The organism is Pseudomonas sp. GW101-3H06, assembly GCF_059424605.1.
In genome coordinates this window covers 4,767,455-4,786,546 of the sequence record NZ_JBWKZO010000001.1, presented here as the reverse complement: position 1 = coordinate 4,786,546, position 19,092 = coordinate 4,767,455, and the positions used below count along the sequence as shown (strand labels likewise).

The 19,092-nt window shown below is 59.5% G+C and carries 17 protein-coding genes; 6 read left to right on the top strand and 11 right to left on the bottom strand.

From position 1 onward, the window contains the following. Positions 1–55: 55 nt before the first annotated feature. From AC07ZE_RS21835 to gcl, 7 genes are all read right to left on the bottom strand, one after another. Complete coding sequence (locus tag AC07ZE_RS21835; protein ID WP_207266600.1) at positions 56–880, bottom strand: ion transporter; 825 nt, start codon at positions 878–880, stop codon at positions 56–58. 21 nt (positions 881–901) lie between these two features. Next, complete coding sequence (locus AC07ZE_RS21830) at positions 902–1,816, bottom strand: urea transporter (protein ID WP_207266599.1); 915 nt, start codon at positions 1,814–1,816, stop codon at positions 902–904. Positions 1,817–1,962: 146 nt separating this feature from the next. Continuing rightward, positions 1,963–3,378 carry a pyruvate kinase gene (pyk, locus tag AC07ZE_RS21825; RefSeq protein ID WP_207266598.1) on the bottom strand — a complete coding sequence of 472 codons (1,416 nt, stop codon included), beginning with the start codon at positions 3,376–3,378 and terminating at the stop codon, positions 1,963–1,965. After that, positions 3,368–4,648 carry a glycerate kinase type-2 family protein gene (locus AC07ZE_RS21820; RefSeq protein WP_207266597.1) on the bottom strand — a complete coding sequence of 427 codons (1,281 nt, stop codon included), beginning with the start codon at positions 4,646–4,648 and terminating at the stop codon, positions 3,368–3,370. The genes pyk and AC07ZE_RS21820 overlap by 11 nt, the downstream gene beginning before the upstream one ends. 151 nt (positions 4,649–4,799) lie before the next feature. Beyond that, positions 4,800–5,693, bottom strand: coding sequence for a 2-hydroxy-3-oxopropionate reductase (locus AC07ZE_RS21815; RefSeq protein ID WP_095195668.1), 894 nt, complete (start codon positions 5,691–5,693; stop codon positions 4,800–4,802). 93 nt (positions 5,694–5,786) lie between these two features. Beyond that, complete coding sequence (gene hyi / locus AC07ZE_RS21810; protein WP_207266596.1) at positions 5,787–6,569, bottom strand: hydroxypyruvate isomerase; 783 nt, start codon at positions 6,567–6,569, stop codon at positions 5,787–5,789. Between the two features lie 139 nt (positions 6,570–6,708). Next, a complete protein-coding gene (gcl, locus tag AC07ZE_RS21805) occupies positions 6,709–8,484 on the bottom strand; it encodes a glyoxylate carboligase (RefSeq protein ID WP_095195666.1) in 1,776 nt (591 codons plus the stop codon). 267 nt (positions 8,485–8,751) lie between these two features. On the opposite strand from gcl, the gene AC07ZE_RS21800 reads away from it, so the two are divergent. Beyond that, positions 8,752–9,192 (top strand): GlcG/HbpS family heme-binding protein, encoded by a 441-nt coding sequence (locus AC07ZE_RS21800; protein ID WP_207266595.1) that lies wholly within the window; start codon positions 8,752–8,754, stop codon positions 9,190–9,192. Between the two features lie 115 nt (positions 9,193–9,307). Here AC07ZE_RS21800 and AC07ZE_RS21795 read toward each other — a convergent pair whose 3' ends face one another. Beyond that, positions 9,308–9,916 (bottom strand): TetR/AcrR family transcriptional regulator, encoded by a 609-nt coding sequence (locus tag AC07ZE_RS21795; protein ID WP_207266594.1) that lies wholly within the window; start codon positions 9,914–9,916, stop codon positions 9,308–9,310. 134 nt (positions 9,917–10,050) lie between these two features. Between AC07ZE_RS21795 and AC07ZE_RS21790 the strand changes: the two genes are divergently transcribed. Further along, positions 10,051–10,965 (top strand): DUF808 domain-containing protein, encoded by a 915-nt coding sequence (locus AC07ZE_RS21790; protein WP_207266593.1) that lies wholly within the window; start codon positions 10,051–10,053, stop codon positions 10,963–10,965. 66 nt (positions 10,966–11,031) lie between these two features. Here the strand turns inward: AC07ZE_RS21790 and AC07ZE_RS21785 are convergent, their stop codons facing one another. Both AC07ZE_RS21785 and AC07ZE_RS21780 read right to left on the bottom strand, forming a co-directional pair. After that, positions 11,032–11,820, bottom strand: a complete 789-nt coding sequence (locus tag AC07ZE_RS21785; protein WP_207266592.1) for an MlaA family lipoprotein — start codon at positions 11,818–11,820, stop codon at positions 11,032–11,034. Continuing rightward, a complete protein-coding gene (locus AC07ZE_RS21780) occupies positions 11,813–13,111 on the bottom strand; it encodes a serine/threonine protein kinase (RefSeq protein WP_207266591.1) in 1,299 nt (432 codons plus the stop codon). The genes AC07ZE_RS21785 and AC07ZE_RS21780 overlap by 8 nt, the downstream gene beginning before the upstream one ends. 224 nt (positions 13,112–13,335) lie before the next feature. Here AC07ZE_RS21780 and AC07ZE_RS21775 point away from each other — a divergent pair, with 224 nt between their 5' ends. Beyond that, on the top strand, positions 13,336–13,704 hold the full coding sequence (locus AC07ZE_RS21775) for a hypothetical protein (RefSeq protein WP_207266590.1): 369 nt from the start codon (positions 13,336–13,338) through the stop codon (positions 13,702–13,704). Positions 13,705–13,827: 123 nt separating this feature from the next. Here the strand turns inward: AC07ZE_RS21775 and AC07ZE_RS21770 are convergent, their stop codons facing one another. Continuing rightward, positions 13,828–15,381 carry a glycoside hydrolase family 17 protein gene (locus tag AC07ZE_RS21770; protein ID WP_219739420.1) on the bottom strand — a complete coding sequence of 518 codons (1,554 nt, stop codon included), beginning with the start codon at positions 15,379–15,381 and terminating at the stop codon, positions 13,828–13,830. 329 nt (positions 15,382–15,710) lie between these two features. On the opposite strand from AC07ZE_RS21770, the gene AC07ZE_RS21765 reads away from it, so the two are divergent. The 3 genes from AC07ZE_RS21765 to AC07ZE_RS21755 all read left to right on the top strand — a co-directional run bounded on the left by AC07ZE_RS21765 (position 15,711) and on the right by AC07ZE_RS21755 (position 18,778). Next, complete coding sequence (locus AC07ZE_RS21765) at positions 15,711–16,562, top strand: glycine betaine ABC transporter substrate-binding protein (protein WP_207266589.1); 852 nt, start codon at positions 15,711–15,713, stop codon at positions 16,560–16,562. 249 nt (positions 16,563–16,811) lie between these two features. Then, positions 16,812–17,123 (top strand): DUF485 domain-containing protein, encoded by a 312-nt coding sequence (locus tag AC07ZE_RS21760; RefSeq protein WP_207266588.1) that lies wholly within the window; start codon positions 16,812–16,814, stop codon positions 17,121–17,123. Then, the gene (locus AC07ZE_RS21755) at positions 17,120–18,778 is read left to right on the top strand and encodes a cation acetate symporter (RefSeq protein ID WP_207266587.1); all 1,659 of its coding nucleotides are present in this window, start codon (positions 17,120–17,122) and stop codon (positions 18,776–18,778) included. Before AC07ZE_RS21760 ends, AC07ZE_RS21755 begins: the two co-directional genes overlap by 4 nt. Positions 18,779–19,092: the final 314 nt, after the last annotated feature.

Below are 19,092 nucleotides of genomic sequence, written 5' to 3'. Positions count from 1 at the left end.
GCCAGCGACTATAGCCGGGCTCACATAGGCCTTTAAAGATTAAAAAGCTCTTTGCTTATTCCAGTTTTTTAAACAATGCGTTGCCGCAACGAGAACAAAACGCGGCGCCATGTTCATGGTTGTTTTTCCGACACACCGGGCAGTCGTGTTGCAGCTGTTCGCCGCGCATGGCGTTGGCCAGTTCGGCGGTGAAAATCCCGGTGGGCACAGCAATAATCGAATAACCGGTGATCATCACCAGCGACGAAATCACCTGGCCCAGCGGGGTCTTCGGCACGATGTCGCCAAAGCCCACGGTGGTCAGGGTCACGATCGCCCAATAGATGCCTTTGGGAATGCTGGTGAAGCCGTGCTCCGGGCCTTCGATCACATACATCAGCGTGCCGAACACCGTCACCAGGGTGCAGACGCTGACCAGAAACACCACGATCTTCTGCTTGCTGCCGCGCAGCGCCGACATCAGGTAGTTGGCTTGCTTGAGGTACGGGCTAAGCTTGAGCACCCGGAAAATCCGCAGCATCCGGATGATCCGGATAATCAGCAGGTACTGCGCATCGGCGTAATACAGCGCAAGGATGCCGGGCACGATGGCCAGCAAATCCACCAGGCCATAAAAACTGAAGGCATAACGCAGCGGCTTGGGCGAACAATACAGGCGCAGGATGTACTCGCCGAGGAAGATAACCGTGAAGCCCCACTCGATGTAGGCCAGCACATCGGCGTAGTTCTGGTGGATGGTGTCGATGCTGTCGAGCATCACGATCACCAGGCTGGCGAGGATGATCAACAGCAGAATACCGTCGAAGCGCCGGCCGGCCTTGGTGTCGCTCTGGAAAATCATGACGTAAAGCTGTTCACGCCAATTTTTGCTGCTGTCCATGGATAACGCCTGACTCAATGATCAGCGCAGCCTAGGTTGATTGTCCCCGTGAGCGCAAGACGCGCTGTCGACAGTGGTTTTGCCCAGCATCTGAATACCGGCGCGGATCAGCCAGCAGGCGAGAATAAAGGGGGCGGTGAGTGTGGCCAGTCCAGCGGCGGCAAAGATTGGCGTCAGCAACAGCGCCAATACGATGCCCAGCAGTGGCAGCCAGGGTTGCTGGCGTTGCGCGCTGAAGGCGAGGGCGGCCAGCACGGCGTTGTAGCCGCCCAAGCCGAGCAGGGCGGTGCCGGTCTCGTGGTGCAGCAGACTGGAGCCGAGGCCGAGGAACGAGGCCATCAGCGCCCAACAGAACGCTCGACGATCGGCGATCAGCAAGCCGGCGGCAATCATCGCCCCGGCCAGCGGATGGTCGAGGAACATCACCTGGCCAATACCTTTTAGCAATGCGGCAAACAGGTTAGGTGAGTTCAGTTCGATCAAAGGTGTCGGTACCGAGGGGGCGGCGACGCACAGCAGCAACCAGCTCAGGCCCACGAACGGTGCGGTGTAGGCGGGTACGTATTGGTTGACGCGGGTACGCTTGAGCCACTGTTGAGTGATCATCGCACTCAAGCCGCCGGCTGCCAGAATCAGTGGCGGCATCATCGCCGACCACGGGAAGTACAGGCTCAGTAACAGGCCAATCAATACGCCGTTGTAGCTGAACAATCCCGCCTGGCGATCGGCCTTTGCATAGTTGCGCCGTTGCGCCGTGAGCAATCCGGCGACGCCCCCTAGCAACGCACCGCCAAGCAACGCGGGCGCAGTGAACAGGATGGCGCAAAGGCACAGCAAGCCGCAGAGCGGATGGCGCTGAAGGAATATTTGACTGAAGCCGTTGAGCAAAGCCTCGGCCCAGTCGGGGCAGTGGGTGTTGAAGTGGTTGGCAGGCATGGCAGTTCTGAAAGGTCAATGAAACCGAGTCACCTGCATCGCCAGCAGGCTGGCTCCCACACTGAATCTCTGTTCAGTCTTGATTCCGTGATCGACACAAAACCAATGTGGGAGCCAGCCTGCTGGCGATGAGGCCGGTGGGCGCTCTAGATCAACGTCTCGATACGCAGAGAGTTAGTCGACCCCGGCTGCCCAAACGGCACACCCGCCGTGATCAATAACGTGTCGCCACGCTGCGCCATGCCTTGGGCCTGGGCGATTTCCAGCGCCGTGGAACACACTTCATCCACCTGACGCAGACGATCATTGACCACCGAATGCACCCCCCACGCCACGGTCAAGCGGCGCGCGGTCTGCAGGTTTGGCGTCAGGTTGAGGATCGGTACGGTTGGCCGTTCCCGCGCCGCCCGCAGGCTCGAGGTGCCTGACTCGCTGTAGTTCACCAGCACCGCCACCGGCAGCACGTTGCTGATACGGCGGATCGCGCAGCTGATCGCATCGGAAACCGTGGCTTCGGCTTTCGGTCGGCTGACGTCGAGCTGGGCTTGATAGTCCGGACCGTTTTCCACCTGGCGGATGATTTTGCTCATCATCTGCACGGCTTCGAGCGGATATTCACCGGATGCAGTTTCTGCCGACAGCATCACCGCGTCAGCCCCTTCGGCCACAGCATTGGCCACATCAGTCACCTCGGCGCGGGTCGGTGCCGGGGAGAAGCGCATCGATTCAAGCATCTGCGTCGCCACCACCACCGGTTTGCCGAGCTGGCGGCAGGTACTGATGATGTTCTTCTGAATTTGCGGCACGCTTTCGGCCGGCACTTCCACGCCCAGATCGCCCCGAGCGACCATGATTGCGTCGCTCAGCTCGGCGATTTCCCGCAGCTGGGTCACCGCCGAGGGCTTTTCGATCTTGGCCATCAAAAACGCTTTGTCGCCGATCAGTGTGCGGGCTTCGCGAATGTCATCCGGACGCTGCACGAACGACAGTGCCACCCAGTCCACACCCAGTTCCAGGCCGAAGCTCAAGTCACGGCGATCCTTGGCGGTCAGCGGGCTCAGATCGAGTACGGCTTGCGGCACATTCACGCCTTTGCGATCCGACAGTTCGCCGCCGTTGAGCACCGTGGTGTCGATGGCGTCGGCGTACTTGGTGACTACCCGCAGGCGCAGCTTGCCGTCATCGAGCAGCAAGTCCATGCCCGGCTCCAGCGCGGCGATGATTTCCGGGTGCGGCAGGTTGACCCGGCGTTCATCGCCCGGCGTGGCATCCAGATCCAGACGCAGGGCCTGGCCGCGCACCAGTTGCACCTTGCCCTCGGCAAACTTGCCGACCCGCAGTTTCGGGCCTTGCAGGTCCATCAGAATGCCCAGTGGATAATTCAACTGGCGCTCGACTTCGCGAATCCACTGATAGCGCTGGGCGTGATCGGCATGATCACCGTGGCTGAAATTCAGGCGAAAGATGTTGACCCCGGCCTGCACCAGTTCACGGATGTCGTCGATCCCGCCGATGGCAGGCCCCAGGGTAGCGAGGATTTTGACCTTCTTATCAGGCGTCATGTTTAGGGCTCTCGAGAATCAGGATGGCGCGCAAGTCATTGACGTTGGTACGAGTCGGCTCGGTGACGATCAGTGCGTCCAGCGCCTCGAAGTAGCCATAGCCGTTGTTGTTGTCCAACTCGTCGCTGGCGCTCAGGCCCAGTGCGGCGGCGCGGGCGTAGCTGTCCGGGGTCATGATCGCGCCGGCGTTGTCTTCGGAGCCGTCGATGCCATCGGTGTCGCCGGCCAGGGCGTAGACGCCCGGCAAGCCCTTGAGGCTGTCGGTCAGGCTCAGCAGGAATTCGGCGTTGCGTCCGCCCCGGCCATTACCGCGCACGGTGACGGTGGTTTCGCCGCCGGAGAGAATCACGCAGGGGGCCGCCAACGGTTGACCGTGCTGCACCACCTGACGGGCGATGCCGGCGTGAACTTTCGCCACTTCGCGCGATTCGCCTTCCAGGTCGCCGAGGATCAGCGGGCTGAATCCGGCCTGACGGCATTTCACCGCCACCGCTTCCAGTGATTGTTGCGGGCGGGCGATCAGCTGGAAGTGACTGCGGGCCAGGCTCGGGTCGCCGGGTTTGACGGTTTCCGATTCCGGACTTTGCAACCAGGCACGCACTGAGGCCGGTACTTCAATGCCGTAGCGCTTGAGGATCGCCAGGGCTTCGGCCGAGGTACTTGGGTCGGCCACGGTAGGGCCGGAAGCGATGACCGTGGCGAGGTCGCCCGGTACATCGGAAATCGCATAGGTGTAAACGGTTGCCGGCCAGCAGGCCTTGCCCAGACGTCCGCCCTTGATCGCCGAGAGGTGCTTGCGCACGCAGTTCATCTCGCCGATGGAGGCGCCGGATTTGAGCAGGGCTTTGTTGATCGACTGCTTGTCGGCCAGGGTGATGCCTGCGGCCGGAAGTGCGAGCAGCGCCGAACCGCCACCGGACAGCAGGAAGATCACACGGTCTTTTTCGCTCAGGTCGCTGACCAGTTCGAATACCCGTTTGGTGACAGCTTGTCCCGCGGCGTCCGGAACCGGATGCGCAGCTTCGACCACTTCGATTTTTTCGCACGGCGCGCCGTGACCGTAGCGCGTCACCACCAGACCGGACACTTCACCCTGCCAGCAACGCTCGACCACCTGGGCCATGGCGGCCGCGGCTTTACCGGCACCGATGACGATCACCCGACCGCTGCGATCGGCGGGCAGGTGGGCTTCGAGGACTTGTTGAGGATGGGCCGCGTCGATGGCTGTGGCGAACAGCTCGCGCAGGAATTGTTGCGGATCGACCGACATGGCGGGCTCCCGGAATTCTTGTTATTGGAGGGTGGAGCAACCCGGAACCTTGTGGGAGCCAGCCTGCTGGCGATTCAGGCGCTGAGGTCTATCAGACACACCGCGTTGATTTCATCGCCAGCAGGCTGGCTCCCACAGGTTCAGGCAGGGCTTACTTCTTGTCGCGAATCGAGAAGTTCGCCATGTGTTCCAGGCCTTTGATCAGCGCCGAGTGGTCCCAGTTGCTGCCACCGATGGCCGCGCAGGTGCTGAACACTTGCTGGGCGTTGGCGGTGTTTGGCAGGTTGATGTTCAGTTCCTTGGCGCCTTGCAGGGCCAGGTTCAGGTCCTTCTGGTGCAGGCTGATGCGGAAGCCCGGATCGAAGGTGCCTTTGATCATGCGCTCGCCGTGTACTTCGAGGATCTTCGATGAAGCGAAACCACCCATCAGCGCTTCACGCACCTTGGCGGGATCGGCGCCGTTTTTCGAGGCGAACAACAGGGCTTCAGCCACCGCCTGGATGTTCAGCGCTACGATGATCTGGTTGGCCACTTTCGCGGTCTGACCGTCGCCATTGCCACCGACCAGGGTGATGTTCTTGCCCATGGCCTGGAACAGCGGCAGAGCGCGTTCGAAGGCATCGGCATCGCCACCGACCATGATGCTCAGGGTCGCGGCTTTGGCGCCGACTTCACCGCCGGACACTGGTGCGTCGAGGTACTGCGCGCCTTTTTCGTTGATTTTGGCAGCGAAGGCTTTGGTGGCGGTTGGCGAGATCGAGCTCATGTCGATCACGATTTTGCCTTTACCGATACCAGCGGCAACGCCGTCAGCGCGGAACAGCACGTCATCGACTTGCGGGGTATCCGGAACCATGACGATGATGAATTCGGCTTCTTGCGCGACTTCTTTCGGGTTCGCCAGGGCAACGGCGCCAGCAGCGACCAGGTCGGCTGGCGCGGCGTCGTGGTGCGCCGACAGGAACAGGCTGTGACCGGCTTTCTGCAGATTCGCCGCCATTGGGTGGCCCATGATGCCGGTGCCGATAAATCCGATTTTAGCCATGAGAAAATCCTCTTGTTTTTATTGCTGCTTCAAGCAAATAGGGAACTGCCTTTTTGTGGGAGCGAGCAAGCCCGCTCCCACAGGGGATCTGTGTCAGATTGCGTTATGGGTTTTGAGCCAGCCCAGACCCGCTTCAGTGGTGGTCAGCGGCTTGTATTCACAGCCGACCCAACCCTGATACCCGATGCGGTCCAGGTGTTCGAACAGGAAGCGGTAATTGATTTCACCGGTGCCCGGTTCATTGCGTCCCGGGTTGTCGGCCAACTGGATGTGGTTGATCTCGCCCAGGTGCGATTGCAGGGTGCGGGCCAGGTCGCCCTCCATGATTTGCATGTGATAGATGTCGTATTGCAGGAACAGATTGGCGCTGCCGACCTGTTCGCGAATCGACAGGGCTTGCGCCGTGTTGTTCAGGTAGAAGCCCGGAATATCGCGGGTGTTGATCGCTTCCATCACCAGTTTGATGCCCGCTGCCTGAAGCTTGTCGGCCGCGTACTTGAGGTTGGCAACGAAGGTTTTTTCCACGGTGGCATCGTCGACGCCTTGTGGACGAATGCCGGCCAGGCAGTTGACCTGGGTGTTGCCCAGCACCTGCGCGTAAGCGATGGCCAGGTCGACCCCGGCGCGGAACTCTTCAACGCGGTCGGGCAGGCAGGCGATACCGCGCTCGCCCTTGCCCCAGTCACCGGCCGGCAAGTTGAACAGCACTTGGGTCAGGCCGTTGGCGTCGAGCCTGGCCTTGATTTCGGCGGAGCTGAAGTCGTACGGGAACAGGTATTCGACACCGGTGAAGCCGGCCTTGGCGGCCGCTTCGAAACGGGCGAGGAAATCCTGTTCGGTGAACAGCATGGACAGGTTGGCTGCGAAACGCGGCATGGTGGTCTCCCAAATATGATTGAGCTTCCCTGTGGGAGCGGGCTTGCTCGCGAAAACGGTGTGTCAGTCAACATTTGTGTTGAATGCGAAGCCGCCTTCGCGAGCAAGCCCGCTCCCACACAGGGGACGCGATCAGCTGTTAATCGAGCAACGAAATCGCCGTCGGTGCGTCGTTGCCGACCAGCGCCAGGTCTTCGAATTCGTTGACGGCGTTGATTTCGGTACCCATGGAAATATTGGTCACGCGTTCCAGGATAATCTCGACGATCACCGGAACCTTGAACTCCTCGATCATCTCTTCGGCCTTGCGCAGGGCAGGGGCGATGTCCGCCGGCTCGAATACACGCAGTGCCTTGCAGCCCAGGCCTTCGGCAACTGCGACGTGATCGACGCCATAACCGTTGAGCTCCGGCGCGTTCAGGTTATCGAAGGACAGCTGCACGCAGTAGTCCATCTCGAAACCGCGTTGTGCCTGACGGATCAGACCCAGGTACGAGTTGTTCACTACGACATGAATGTACGGCAGCTTGAACTGCGCGCCCACCGCCAATTCTTCGATCATGAACTGGAAGTCATAGTCGCCAGACAGCGCCACGACTTTACGCGTCGGATCCGCCTTGACCACGCCCAGCGCCGCCGGAATGGTCCAGCCCAACGGACCTGCCTGACCGCAGTTGATCCAGTGACGCGGTTTGTAGACGTGCAGGAACTGTGCGCCGGCGATCTGCGACAGACCGATGGTGCTGACGTAGCAAGTGTCCTTGCCAAACACCTGGTTCATCTCTTCGTAAACCCGCTGCGGCTTGACCGGCACGTTGTCGAAGTGAGTCTTGCGCTGCAGGCTGGATTTGCGTTGCTGGCAGTCTTGCAGCCAGGCGCTGCGGTTTTTCAGCTTGCCGGCGGCTTGCCACTCGCGGGCGACTTCGATGAACACGGTCAGCGCAGCAGCGGCGTCGGACACAATGCCCAGGTCCGGGGTGAATACGCGGCCGATCTGGGTGCCTTCGATGTCGACGTGTATGAACTTGCGGCCTTCGGTGTACACATCGACCGAACCGGTGTGACGGTTGGCCCAGCGGTTACCGATGCCCAGCACCACGTCAGACTTGAGCAGGGTGGCGTTGCCGTAGCGGTGCGAAGTCTGCAGGCCGACCATGCCGACCATCAGCGGGTGATCGTCGGGGATGGTGCCCCAGCCCATCAGGGTCGGGATGACCGGAATCCCGGTCAGCTCGGCGAATTCCACCAGCAGGTCGCTGGCATCGGCATTGATGATGCCACCACCGGCCACCAGCAACGGACGTTCGGCCTGATCCAGCAGCGCCAGGGCTTTTTCTACCTGAATGCGGGTCGCGCTCGGTTTGGCCAGTGGCAGCGGCTGGTAGGCGTCGATGTCGAATTCGATTTCCGCCATCTGCACGTCGAACGGCAGGTCGATCAGCACCGGGCCTGGACGGCCGGAGCGCATTTCATAGAACGCCTTTTGAAACGCGTAAGGCACCTGGCCCGGTTCCAGAACGGTGGTCGCCCACTTGGTCACCGGCTTGACGATGCTGGTGATGTCGACAGCCTGGAAGTCTTCCTTGTGCATACGGGCGCGGGGTGCCTGGCCGGTAATGCAAAGGATCGGAATCGAGTCGGCCGAGGCGCTGTACAGCCCGGTGACCATGTCGGTACCGGCAGGACCGGAGGTGCCGATGCACACGCCGATGTTGCCGGCTTTGGTGCGGGTGTAGCCCTCGGCCATGTGCGACGCGCCTTCAACGTGGCGAGCGAGGACGTGATCGATGCCGCCGACCTTTTGCAGGGCGGAGTACAGCGGGTTGATGGCGGCACCCGGGATGCCAAAAGCGGTATCAACCCCTTCACGGCGCATCACCAGAACGGCGGCTTCGATTGCTCTCATTTTGCTCATGGTTTTGTGCCTCTTTACGTTTTGTAATTGTATACAAGTGGCTTTGCGCAGAGTGTATTCACGGCGGACGGCGCAGGTCAATCCATTTTATCAAGCACTCGTTTCATTCGTCGGAAGCCCAATCTACTGTGGCTTTTCGTCGCATGTGGCGCTTTTCGATAATTATTGTATACAAAAAAATAATTCATTGTGTTCTATTTGTCGCATCGGACGCGGCACCAGTGCGCAGTCCACCGGCTTTCCTAAAAACAAAATGAGGACGGCACCATGAGCGCTTTAACCTTGAAAGTCGCAGTCAACCTGGTCAACGAGGCCATCAACGCGGGGCGTGCCATTTCCGCGGCCCCCCTGACCATCGCGGTGTTGGATGCCGGTGGGCACCTGATCACCCTGCAACGTGAAGACGGCGCCAGTCTGCTGCGTCCGCAAGTCGCCATCGGCAAAGCCTGGGGCGCCATCGCGCTGGGCAAAGGCTCACGCCTGCTGGCGCTGGATGCTCAGCAACGCCCGGCGTTCATCGCCGCTTTGAACAGCCTGGGACAAGGCAGCGTCGTCCCGGCACCGGGCGGTGTGCTGATTCGTGATCAGGGAGGGAACGTGCTGGGGGCAGTGGGGATCAGCGGGGATCTGTCGGATGTGGATGAGCAGTGTGCGATCACTGCGATCGAGGCGTTGGGGTTGAGGGCGGATGCGGGGGTGGTAGCTTGATGAATGGTTGATTGAGTTACCGCTATCGCCAGCAGGCTGGCTCCCACAGGGGATCTCTGATCTTCAGATCCATTTGTGGGCGTCAGCCTGCCAGCGATTGGGTGCGCCCTGCGGTCTACCGATCCGGCTCACACCCCTTGAGCACCAACCGGATGATCGTCTGCGCCGCCGCTTCATAGTCGTCTTCATCCAGCCTGGCCTTGCCGGTGATGGCGGTGATTTGCCAGTCGAAGTCGGCGTAGGTCTGGGTCGCGGCCCAGATGCTGAACATCAGGTGGTTGGGGTCGATGGGGGCGATCTGGCCGCGGTCGATCCAGGTCTGGATGCAGTCGATATTGTGTTTGGCCTGGCCGTTGAGCTGTTCGACCAGGTCGGCGCTCAGGTGTGGGGCACCGTGCATGATTTCACTGGCGAACACTTTGGAGGCAAACGGCAGGTCGCGGGAGATACGGATCTTCGAGCGGATGTAGCCACTCAGCACTTCGCTGGGCACGCCATCAGGGTTGAACGGGGTCGAGGCCTGGAGGATCGGCTCGATGATGCTTTCCAGCACCTCGCGGTAGAGGTTTTCCTTGGATTTGAAGTAGTAGTAGACGTTGGGCTTGGGCAATCCCGCCTTGGCTGCGATGTCGCTGGTTTTGGTCGCAGCGAAGCCCTTGTCGGCAAATTCCTCACTGGCGGCACGCAGGATCAGTTGTTTGTTGCGCTCGCGGATAGTGCTCATAAACCAGGTGGTTCCTTGCCTGTTCTGGCGGTTGCGCATGGTAGCACCGGCCTTTGGCGGCGCTCAAGAATGCTCCGTGCGGCGCCGGGCCGCGCTATGCTGCACGGCATTCATTGCAGAAGGAAACCCGATTCATGGCAGGAAGCAGTTTGCTGTTGCTGATCGACGACATCGCCGCCGTGTTGGACGATGTGGCGTTGATGACCAAAATGGCCGCCAAGAAGACGGCCGGCGTGCTCGGCGACGATCTGGCACTCAATGCCCAGCAGGTCAGCGGCGTACGTGCCGAACGGGAAATCCCCGTGGTATGGGCCGTTGCCAAGGGCTCGTTCATCAACAAGCTGATCCTGGTGCCGTCGGCATTGGCCATCAGTGCGTTCATTCCGTGGCTGGTCATACCGTTGTTGATGGTCGGTGGCGCATACCTGTGCTACGAGGGTTTCGAGAAGCTCGCCCACAAGTTTCTGCACAGCAAGGCTGAAGATCAGGCTGAACATGCCGAACTGGTCGAGGCGGTGGCAGACCCTTCAGTCGATCTGGTGGCGTTCGAAAAGGACAAGATCAAGGGCGCGATCCGCACCGACTTTATTCTTTCGGCGGAAATCATCGCCATCACCCTGGGCGTCGTGGCCGACTCGGCGCTGACCCAACAAGTCGTTGTGCTCTCGGGCATCGCCATCGTCATGACTGTCGGCGTCTACGGGTTGGTGGCGGGTATCGTCAAACTCGATGACCTGGGTCTGTGGCTGACCCAGAAGCCGGGCCAGCTAGCCAAAAGCATTGGCGCAGGAATTCTGCGAGCGGCACCGTACATGATGAAAAGCCTGTCGGTGATCGGCACGGCGGCGATGTTCCTGGTCGGTGGCGGCATCCTCACCCATGGTGTACCCGTGGTGCATCACTGGATCGAGAACGTCAGCGCAGGGGCGGGTGGTGCCGGGTTTATCGTGCCGACGTTGCTTAACGGGCTGGCAGGGATTGTGGCGGGCGCGGTGGTGTTGGTGGGGGTGATGGCTGCCAGCAAAATCTGGAAAGCGTTGAAGGGCTGAACCTGGCAGTACGATCCACTGTGGGAGCGAGCAAGCCCGCTCCCACAGTGTTTTGTGTTCGCAGGATTACTCGGCAATCTGCAACTTGCGCGACTCGGTGTACACGTAACGCACCTTCTCATACTCGAACGGCGAGTTCAGCTGGCCATAACGGAAGCTCGTCTGGTAGCGCTTGTCGACGCCACGCAGAATCCACACCTCGGGATGGTTGGAACTGACTTCGGCAACGTTGAGGAAGTTGATGGCTGACTCGGCGCTGAAATCGACCACCAGCCCGCCCGTGTCACGCAGGTTCGACGGACCGAGGATCGGCAATATGAAATAGGCGCCGCCTGGAACACCGTAAAAGCCCAGGGTCTGGCCAAAGTCTTCGTTCTGGCGTGGCAAGCCCATGGCCGTGGCCGGGTCCCACAGGCCGGCGATGCCGATGGTGGTGTTGAGCAGCAGGCGCCCGGTAATTTCCATCGAGCGCTGGCCCTTGAACTGCAACAGACTGTTGAGCAGGTTCGGCACGTCGCCGATGTTGTTGAAGAAGTTGCTGACACCGGTGCGCAAGAAGCTTGGCGTGATGTAGCGATAGCCATCGACCACCGGCAGGAACACCCATTGGTCGAAGCGATAGTTGAAGTGGTAGACGCGGCGGTTCCACTCTTCCAGTGGGTCGTAGACGTTCAGCGCGCTGAGCGTCGAGCGCTCGAACTCGCGCTGATCCAGGCCCGGGTTGAATTTGAGTTTGCTCAACGGTTCCTTGAAGCCGTCACTGTCGACCACCACCGGGGCATTGGCTTTGCTGTTGTCGGCATTGGCAGCGGTTGTGCAGAGTAACGCGGCGATAAGCAGGAGGTATTTAGCCACGGAAGAACTCCAGCATGGCGTCGCTGTTGACGCGGTAGTTAAGGTTGCCGCAGTGGCCGCCCAGCGGGTAAACGGTCAGGCGATCACCAAAGGTCTTGCGCAGGAAACCGAGGTCTCCGGGACCGAGGATGACGTCGTCGGCGTTGTGCATGACGGCAATTTTCGGGCTGTCGTGCAGGTAGTCCTTCAGCGCATACAGACTCACCTGATCAATCAGTTGCAGCAGGCTGCCGCCGTCGGTACGGGCGCGCCACATCGGAATGACCTGCTCGGTGATGTAGCAGTCGAAGTCACATTGCAGCGCACGCTTGAGGTACGGCGTCATGCTGGTGCCTTCGGTGATTGGTGTTTTCGGTGGAGTGATGAGGCCGCGGCGGTTGATCAGATCCGACGTGAAGGCGATGTCGGCCGCCGAGAAGCGGAACGACGTGCCGATCAACATGGCCATCTGTTCGTTGGTCAGGTGTTGCTTGGACTGTTGGAAGTCGTAGAGCAGTGCATCGTTGAGATCGATGTAGCCCTTCTGCTGGAAGTAACGGGTCAGTTTATTCAGCACCAGCTCGTAGAAGGTGGTCGTATTGGTGATGCCCTTGACCTCCGTTTGTACAAGCTTGTCCAGGTTGGTGATCGAGGTGTACAGGTTGACCGGAGGATTGAGCAGCAACACTTTCTTGAAATTGAAGCTGCGGCGGGTTTCGTCCAGATGGGCCACGAATGCCGCATCCAGCGCGCCGAGGCTATAGCCTGTCAGGTAATACTCAGTGACCGGCAGCTTTGGGTTCTGCGCGCGTACAGCCTGCATCACCCGGTACATGTCTTCGGCGTCGTCCTTGGTGATACCGGGGGTGGCAAAACGTGAGGCGGCGCTCATGAAGTCGAAGCTGGTGGGTGATGACAATTGCACCACGTGATAGCCGGCCTTGTAGTAAAGCTTTTTCAGGTATTCGTTCAGGCTGCTGTCATAGCGCGCGCCGGTGCCGGCGATCAGAAAGATCAGCGGTGCGGCTTTGCCTTGCGTGGCGATGCGATAGGTGAGTTTCTTGACCGGCCAGAAGTTGTCTGGAAGCTCGAATTGACGCTCCGGGCGCAAGGTGAGGCTGCGATCCGACTGATCGATGTCATCGTCCAGTGGCAGGTCCGGACGCAGATCCGGAGGCGTCGTGGCGATGGTCGCCTCGAATGGGTTGCTCAGCGGATAGCCATAACTGGCGGCATCGATATCCACCGCCAGCGCGGACGCACTCAAGATAAGGCCGCCAAACAGGGCGGCGAAGCGCAAGGAACGGAGCATGACTGGATTCCTTAAAGGAAGGTGCCGAATGAAGTTCGCAGGCTATGACCACTGGATTTGCGCCAAAGTGCCACGCATCGGCACCAAACAGGCCTAATTCGGAGTAATAGTAGCTGGACGATACACTTTGCAGCGATTGCATGACCAGTTAACAGTTGTTAGTGCTTGCGTAAGGCCGCCGGGCGATTAAGCTGGCCGCCGTTTTCGCTTTATTGGAGTGCTTCATGTCCCGCCGTCTGCCCGTGATTTTGTTGCTTGTTTTGCTGCCGTTTTGGCTGGCCGCCAGTTATGGCGCGCGTTATGGCTTCATGGAAGACGCGCAATGGGTGGGTATCTGCGTGGATGAGGCGAATCGTTGGGAATGTCAGGTTCGTTCGAACCTGGGGCTGATGATTCACTTCGCGATTTTGGGCTGGACTGCGTTGATCGCTGCGTTGATCGGCTTTGTGATGCCAGGGCGGGCAGGGTGGTGGCTGGCGGTGCTGGCGCTGGTGTTCGGGTTCCCGGCGCTGGCGTTGTACAACACGACGTTGGCGGTGTTTGCGGTGGTGATTGCGGGGTTGCGGTTGGTCAGGGCTCCCCGTAGCGCCTGATAGTCTGCCTTCGCGAGCAGGCTCGCTCTCACAGTTGATCTCCATCGAACACATTATTTGTGAATGAAAATCCAGTGTGGGAGCGAGACTGCTCGCGAAGAGGTTGGCAAGCACGCTGAAAGCTTAAGCCTTGCGAACCCGCAAACTCCGCCACAACGCCACCACCATCAACACACTCACCAGCGCCCAGCCCCAGGCCTGCTGGTTCTCCAGCCCTTCGCGGTACAACTGCGGCGCAATGCCGGCGCCGATGATGAAGGTCAGCAGCGTAATCTCCCGGCGCGGTGCGCTCACCGGACGGCACAGATAGACCAGCGCCGGGACGATGAACGCCACGCTCGGGAAGCTGCGATAGCGTGGGTCGAATACCAGTTCCAGCATCGTCACCGCCGCGGCAAACCCTGTCACCGCCAACAACCAGCCTGATCGACGTTCGAGCACATTGAATGCCCATCCACGCCACCCGGTGCGAGGGCTCAATGTCAGTGCGACGTGAGTCAGTATCAACAGGTTCAGCGCCGTCAGCAACGCGACCCACAGCCATTCACTGGCAAAACGCGTGGTGACGCGGGCCAGATCACCCCAGGCGCCAATCGAGCAAGCCGCCAGGGCGCCCAGCAGCGGCAGCACCAGCGCCGCGCGAGTGCTGCGCACACGGCCGCCGAGGATCAACGTGCCGAGGAAGATCAAGCTGCCCACCATCAGCCACTGCGACCAGTAAGGTACGTTCGACACTGGCCCGGCCAGTACACCTTTGTCCTGACGGTCGGCATCGAACAGCCCCCAGTAACCACCGACCGCACCTTCGCTGGCACGTTTCCACGGTTGGTCGAAGGCTTCGATCAGGTTGTAGTGCCAACCTTGCTGCTCGGCCATGGCGACAAAACCACGAATGAACCTGGCTTCGTTGACCCGGCTCGGCAGGGCGGTTTTACGCTGGCGGCCTTCGCTTGGCCAGCCGGTTTCGCCGATCATCACGTCCTTGGGGGCGAACATTTTGCCGAACATATGACGAATATCGGCAACTTGCGACAAGGCAACGTCAATGTTCGAAGGATGATCTTCCCAGTACGGCAGCAGGTGGATAGTGATGAAGTCTACCGCTGGGGCGACTTCAGGGTGCTTCTGCCAGAACTCCCAAACGTCGGCATAAGTGACGGGCTGTTTGACTTGGCTTTTAACCTTTTCAATTAGCCTGACCAACTGTGATCCGGTGATTTCCTTGCGCAAGAGGGTTTCGTTGCCGACGATCACCGAGGTCACTACGTCCGCGTTAGCGTTTGCAGAAGCAATCAGCAGGTCGACTTCTTTGGCGGTGTCGACTGGATTACTGTTGACCCAGGCCCCGATCATCATTTTCAACCCATGCTTGCGCGCCAGATCGGGCAGGGCGTCGAGACCGGTCATGGAGTAGGTGCGGATGCATTCGAAACTTTTGGCCAGCAACGCAAGGTCGGCGTCCATGCGCTCGGGGCGCAAGTTGAACGGCACATCGAACGGCGACTGGTCTTTGTCGAACGGGGTGTAGGAGGCGCATTGCAGCTTGTGCGTCGGGGTGGCGACGTCCGGCAGGATCACCGGTTTGCCCAGGCCGTACCAAAAGCCGCCAAAGGCAAAAAGCCCCAGCAGACAGGCGAAAAGATAAGCAAAAAAAGGAAAGCGGGATGTCGCGGGCATGGTCAGGCCGTCTGGGAGCAAAGCGGCGCATGTTACCTGTATTTTTCGCGTGCTTGGTGGCCTGCATGATTTTGACATGCAAAGTTCGGGCGGATTGCCCGAGGCGTTTGTCTGGCGCGGGTTTAATGGCGTTCTGATGTCGTTTCTCGATGCCTTGAGGTCGCTGGCAGAGCAGGTCGCAATGACTGTCAGGTTGATTATCGAAGGCGTCAGTACTCCGCTGATGATCGAAAGAGTTTGCGGTGGGCGTGATGGGGGCGCTGTGCACCATAACAATACGTTGAAGCGACTCGGCACCCGTCGAGCGCAGCACTTTCGGGGAAGTAACGATGAAGATGCGACGACTTTTAGGCGCAGGTGCCGCTCTGGCGCTTGCGATGGGCTCCACATTCGCCAGCGCAGCAACCCAGACCCTGAGCATCGGTTACGTTGACGGCTGGTCCGACAGCGTCGCGACCACTCACGTAGCGGCTGAAGTGATCAAGCAGAAACTCGGTTATGACGTGAAGCTGCAAGCGGTCGCTACCGGGATCATGTGGCAAGGCGTGGCTACCGGCAAACTTGACGCCATGCTGTCGGCCTGGCTGCCGGTGACCCACGGCGATTACTGGACGAAGAACAAGGATCAAGTCGTCGACTATGGTCCGAACTTCAAGGACGCGAAAATCGGTCTGATCGTGCCGGAGTACGTCAAGGCCCAGTCGCTTGACGACTTGAAAACCGACGACAGCTTCAAAAAACGCATCGTCGGCATCGACGCCGGTTCGGGCGTGATGCTCAAGACCGAACAGGCGATCAAGGACTATGACCTGACTGGCTATCAACTCAAGGCCAGTTCCGGCGCCGGCATGATTGCCGAGCTGACTCGCGCCGAGAAGAAAAACGAATCCATTGCCGTGACCGGTTGGGTGCCGCACTGGATGTTCGCCAAGTGGAAACTGCGCTTCCTCGAAGACCCGAAAGGCGTGTATGGCGCGGCCGAAACCGTGAACAGCATCGGTAGCAAAGAGCTGGCAACCAAGGCGCCGGAAGTGGCCAAGTTCCTGAAAAACTTCCAGTGGGCCTCGAAAGACGAAATCGGTGAAGTCATGCTAGCGATCCAGGAAGGCGCCAAGCCTGACGCAGCCGCGAAGGATTGGGTGGCCAAGCACCCTGAGCGCGTGGCTGACTGGACTAAATAAACGTCTATTTAGCGCTGCTCGCTTTTCCCTGTGGGAGCGAGTCTGCTCGCGAATGCGGTCTATCGGTCGACTCAGATGTTGACTGACACGACGCTTTCGCGAGCAGGCTCGCTCCCTCAGTTATTTATGGTGTGCTGGTAAATGGCGAGAACGTCATGTGGTTCTAAGACTAAGGTCGTCTGGAACCTGTCCTTGAGCCGAATAGAGTGGCTACGTTCCAACTAAATTTGTGCTGCGAGGATAAAAACAATGAACGACAGCATTTACCTCTCGATTCAAAACAGCCCGCGATTCAAGGAGCTGGTTAGCAAGAGGGAACGATTCGCCTGGATTCTTTCGGCGATCATGCTAGGGCTTTACTCCGGATTCATCCTTTTGATTGCCTACGGGCCGCAGGTACTGGGGGCGAAACTCAGCCCTGAGTCCTCGATTACCTGGGGCATACCGATCGGTGTCGGGCTGATTGTTTCGGCCTTCGTCCTGACCGGTATTTACGTACGACGCGCCAATGGCGAGTTCGACGACCTGAACAATGCGATTCTCAAGGAGGCTCAGCAATGATCCGGCGTCTAATGGCTCTTTTGAGCATCGCAGCCTTCGCACCGGGCGCCTGGGCGGCTGACGCCCTGACCGGTGCCGTGCAGAAGCAACCGCTTAACGTGTCCGCGATTGTGATGTTTGTCGCCTTCGTCGGTGCGACCCTGTGCATCACTTACTGGGCCTCCAAACGCAACAAGTCGGCAGCCGACTACTATGCGGCGGGCGGCAAGATCACCGGTTTCCAGAACGGTCTGGCAATCGCCGGTGACTACATGTCCGCGGCGTCCTTCCTGGGTATTTCCGCGCTGGTGTTCACCTCCGGCTACGACGGCCTGATCTATTCGATCGGCTTCCTGGTGGGTTGGCCGATCATTTTGTTCCTGATCGCCGAGCGCCTGCGTAACCTGGGTAAATACACCTTTGCCGACGTGGCGTCCTACCGCCTGGGGCAAACCCAGATCCGTTCGCTGTCCGCCTGCGGTTCGCTGGTGGTGGTGGCGTTCTACCTGATCGCGCAAATGGTTGGCGCCGGCAAGCTGATCCAGCTGCTGTTCGGCCTTGATTACCATGTTGCGGTGATCCTCGTCGGTATCCTGATGTGCGCCTACGTACTGTTCGGCGGCATGTTGGCGACCACATGGGTGCAGATCATCAAGGCAGTCCTGCTGCTGTCCGGTGCCTCCTTCATGGCGCTGATGGTGATGAAGCACGTCAACTTCGACTTCAACATGCTGTTCTCCGAAGCCATCAAGGTTCACCCGAAAGCTGACGCGATCATGAGCCCGGGCGGCCTGGTGAAAGATCCGATCTCGGCGTTCTCCCTCGGTCTGGCGCTGATGTTCGGTACCGCTGGCCTGCCTCACATCCTGATGCGCTTCTTCACTGTGAGTGACGCGAAAGAAGCTCGTAAGAGCGTGCTGTACGCAACCGGTTTCATTGGCTACTTCTATATCCTGACCTTCATCATCGGTTTCGGCGCGATCCTGCTGGTCAGCACCAACCCGGCCTTCAAAGATGCTGCCGGCGCATTGCTGGGCGGTAACAACATGGCGGCGGTGCACCTGTCCAACGCGGTCGGTGGCAGTATCTTCCTGGGCTTCATTTCGGCGGTAGCGTTCGCAACCATTCTGGCAGTGGTTGCCGGTCTGACCCTGGCCGGTGCATCGGCGGTGTCTCACGACCTGTACGCCAGCGTGATCAAGAAAGGCAAGGCCAACGAGAAGGATGAGATCCGCGTCTCGAAAATCACCACTGTCGCCTTGGCGGTGTTGGCGATCGCACTGGGCATCCTGTTCGAAAGCCAGAACATCGCGTTCATGGTAGGCCTGGCGTTCTCCATCGCGGCGAGCTGCAACTTCCCTGTGTTGCTGCTTTCCATGTACTGGAAAAAGCTGACCACCCGCGGTGCGATGATCGGCGGCTGGATGGGCCTGGTAAGTGCCGTGGGCCTGATGGTGCTCGGTCCGACCATCTGGGTGCAGATCCTGCATCACGAGAAGGCGATCTTCCCGTACGAGTACCCGGCGCTGTTCTCGATGATCATTGCCTTTATCGGTATCTGGTTCTTCTCGGTTACCGACAAGTCGACTGCGGCTGACAATGAGCGGGCGCTGTTCTTCCCGCAATTCGTCCGCTCGCAGACGGGGTTGGGGGCGAGTGGTGCGGTTTCGCACTAAGGCTTCAGCGATCTATATATAAGCTGCGTTAAATATGAATGCCCCGGTCGAGAGATCGGGGCATTTTTTTTGTGGGCGGTTATCGGATGTTTTAGGCGTGAAGTTTGATTGTGGAGGGGGTGACCGGGTGCATATCCATTGCTGAGGTAATGGCTGCATATGGTTTCGCCCTACGGCGAGTCCCTTTGGCTCAGCCTTCCGAAGGGGCGGGCAGATCAAAAGCAGCCGAGGCGAGCTGACACTCGACCTCACTGCTGTTCGCGTTCCGCTGTGGGAGCGCAGGCCAAACAAAAACGGCCTCTATATAAATAGAG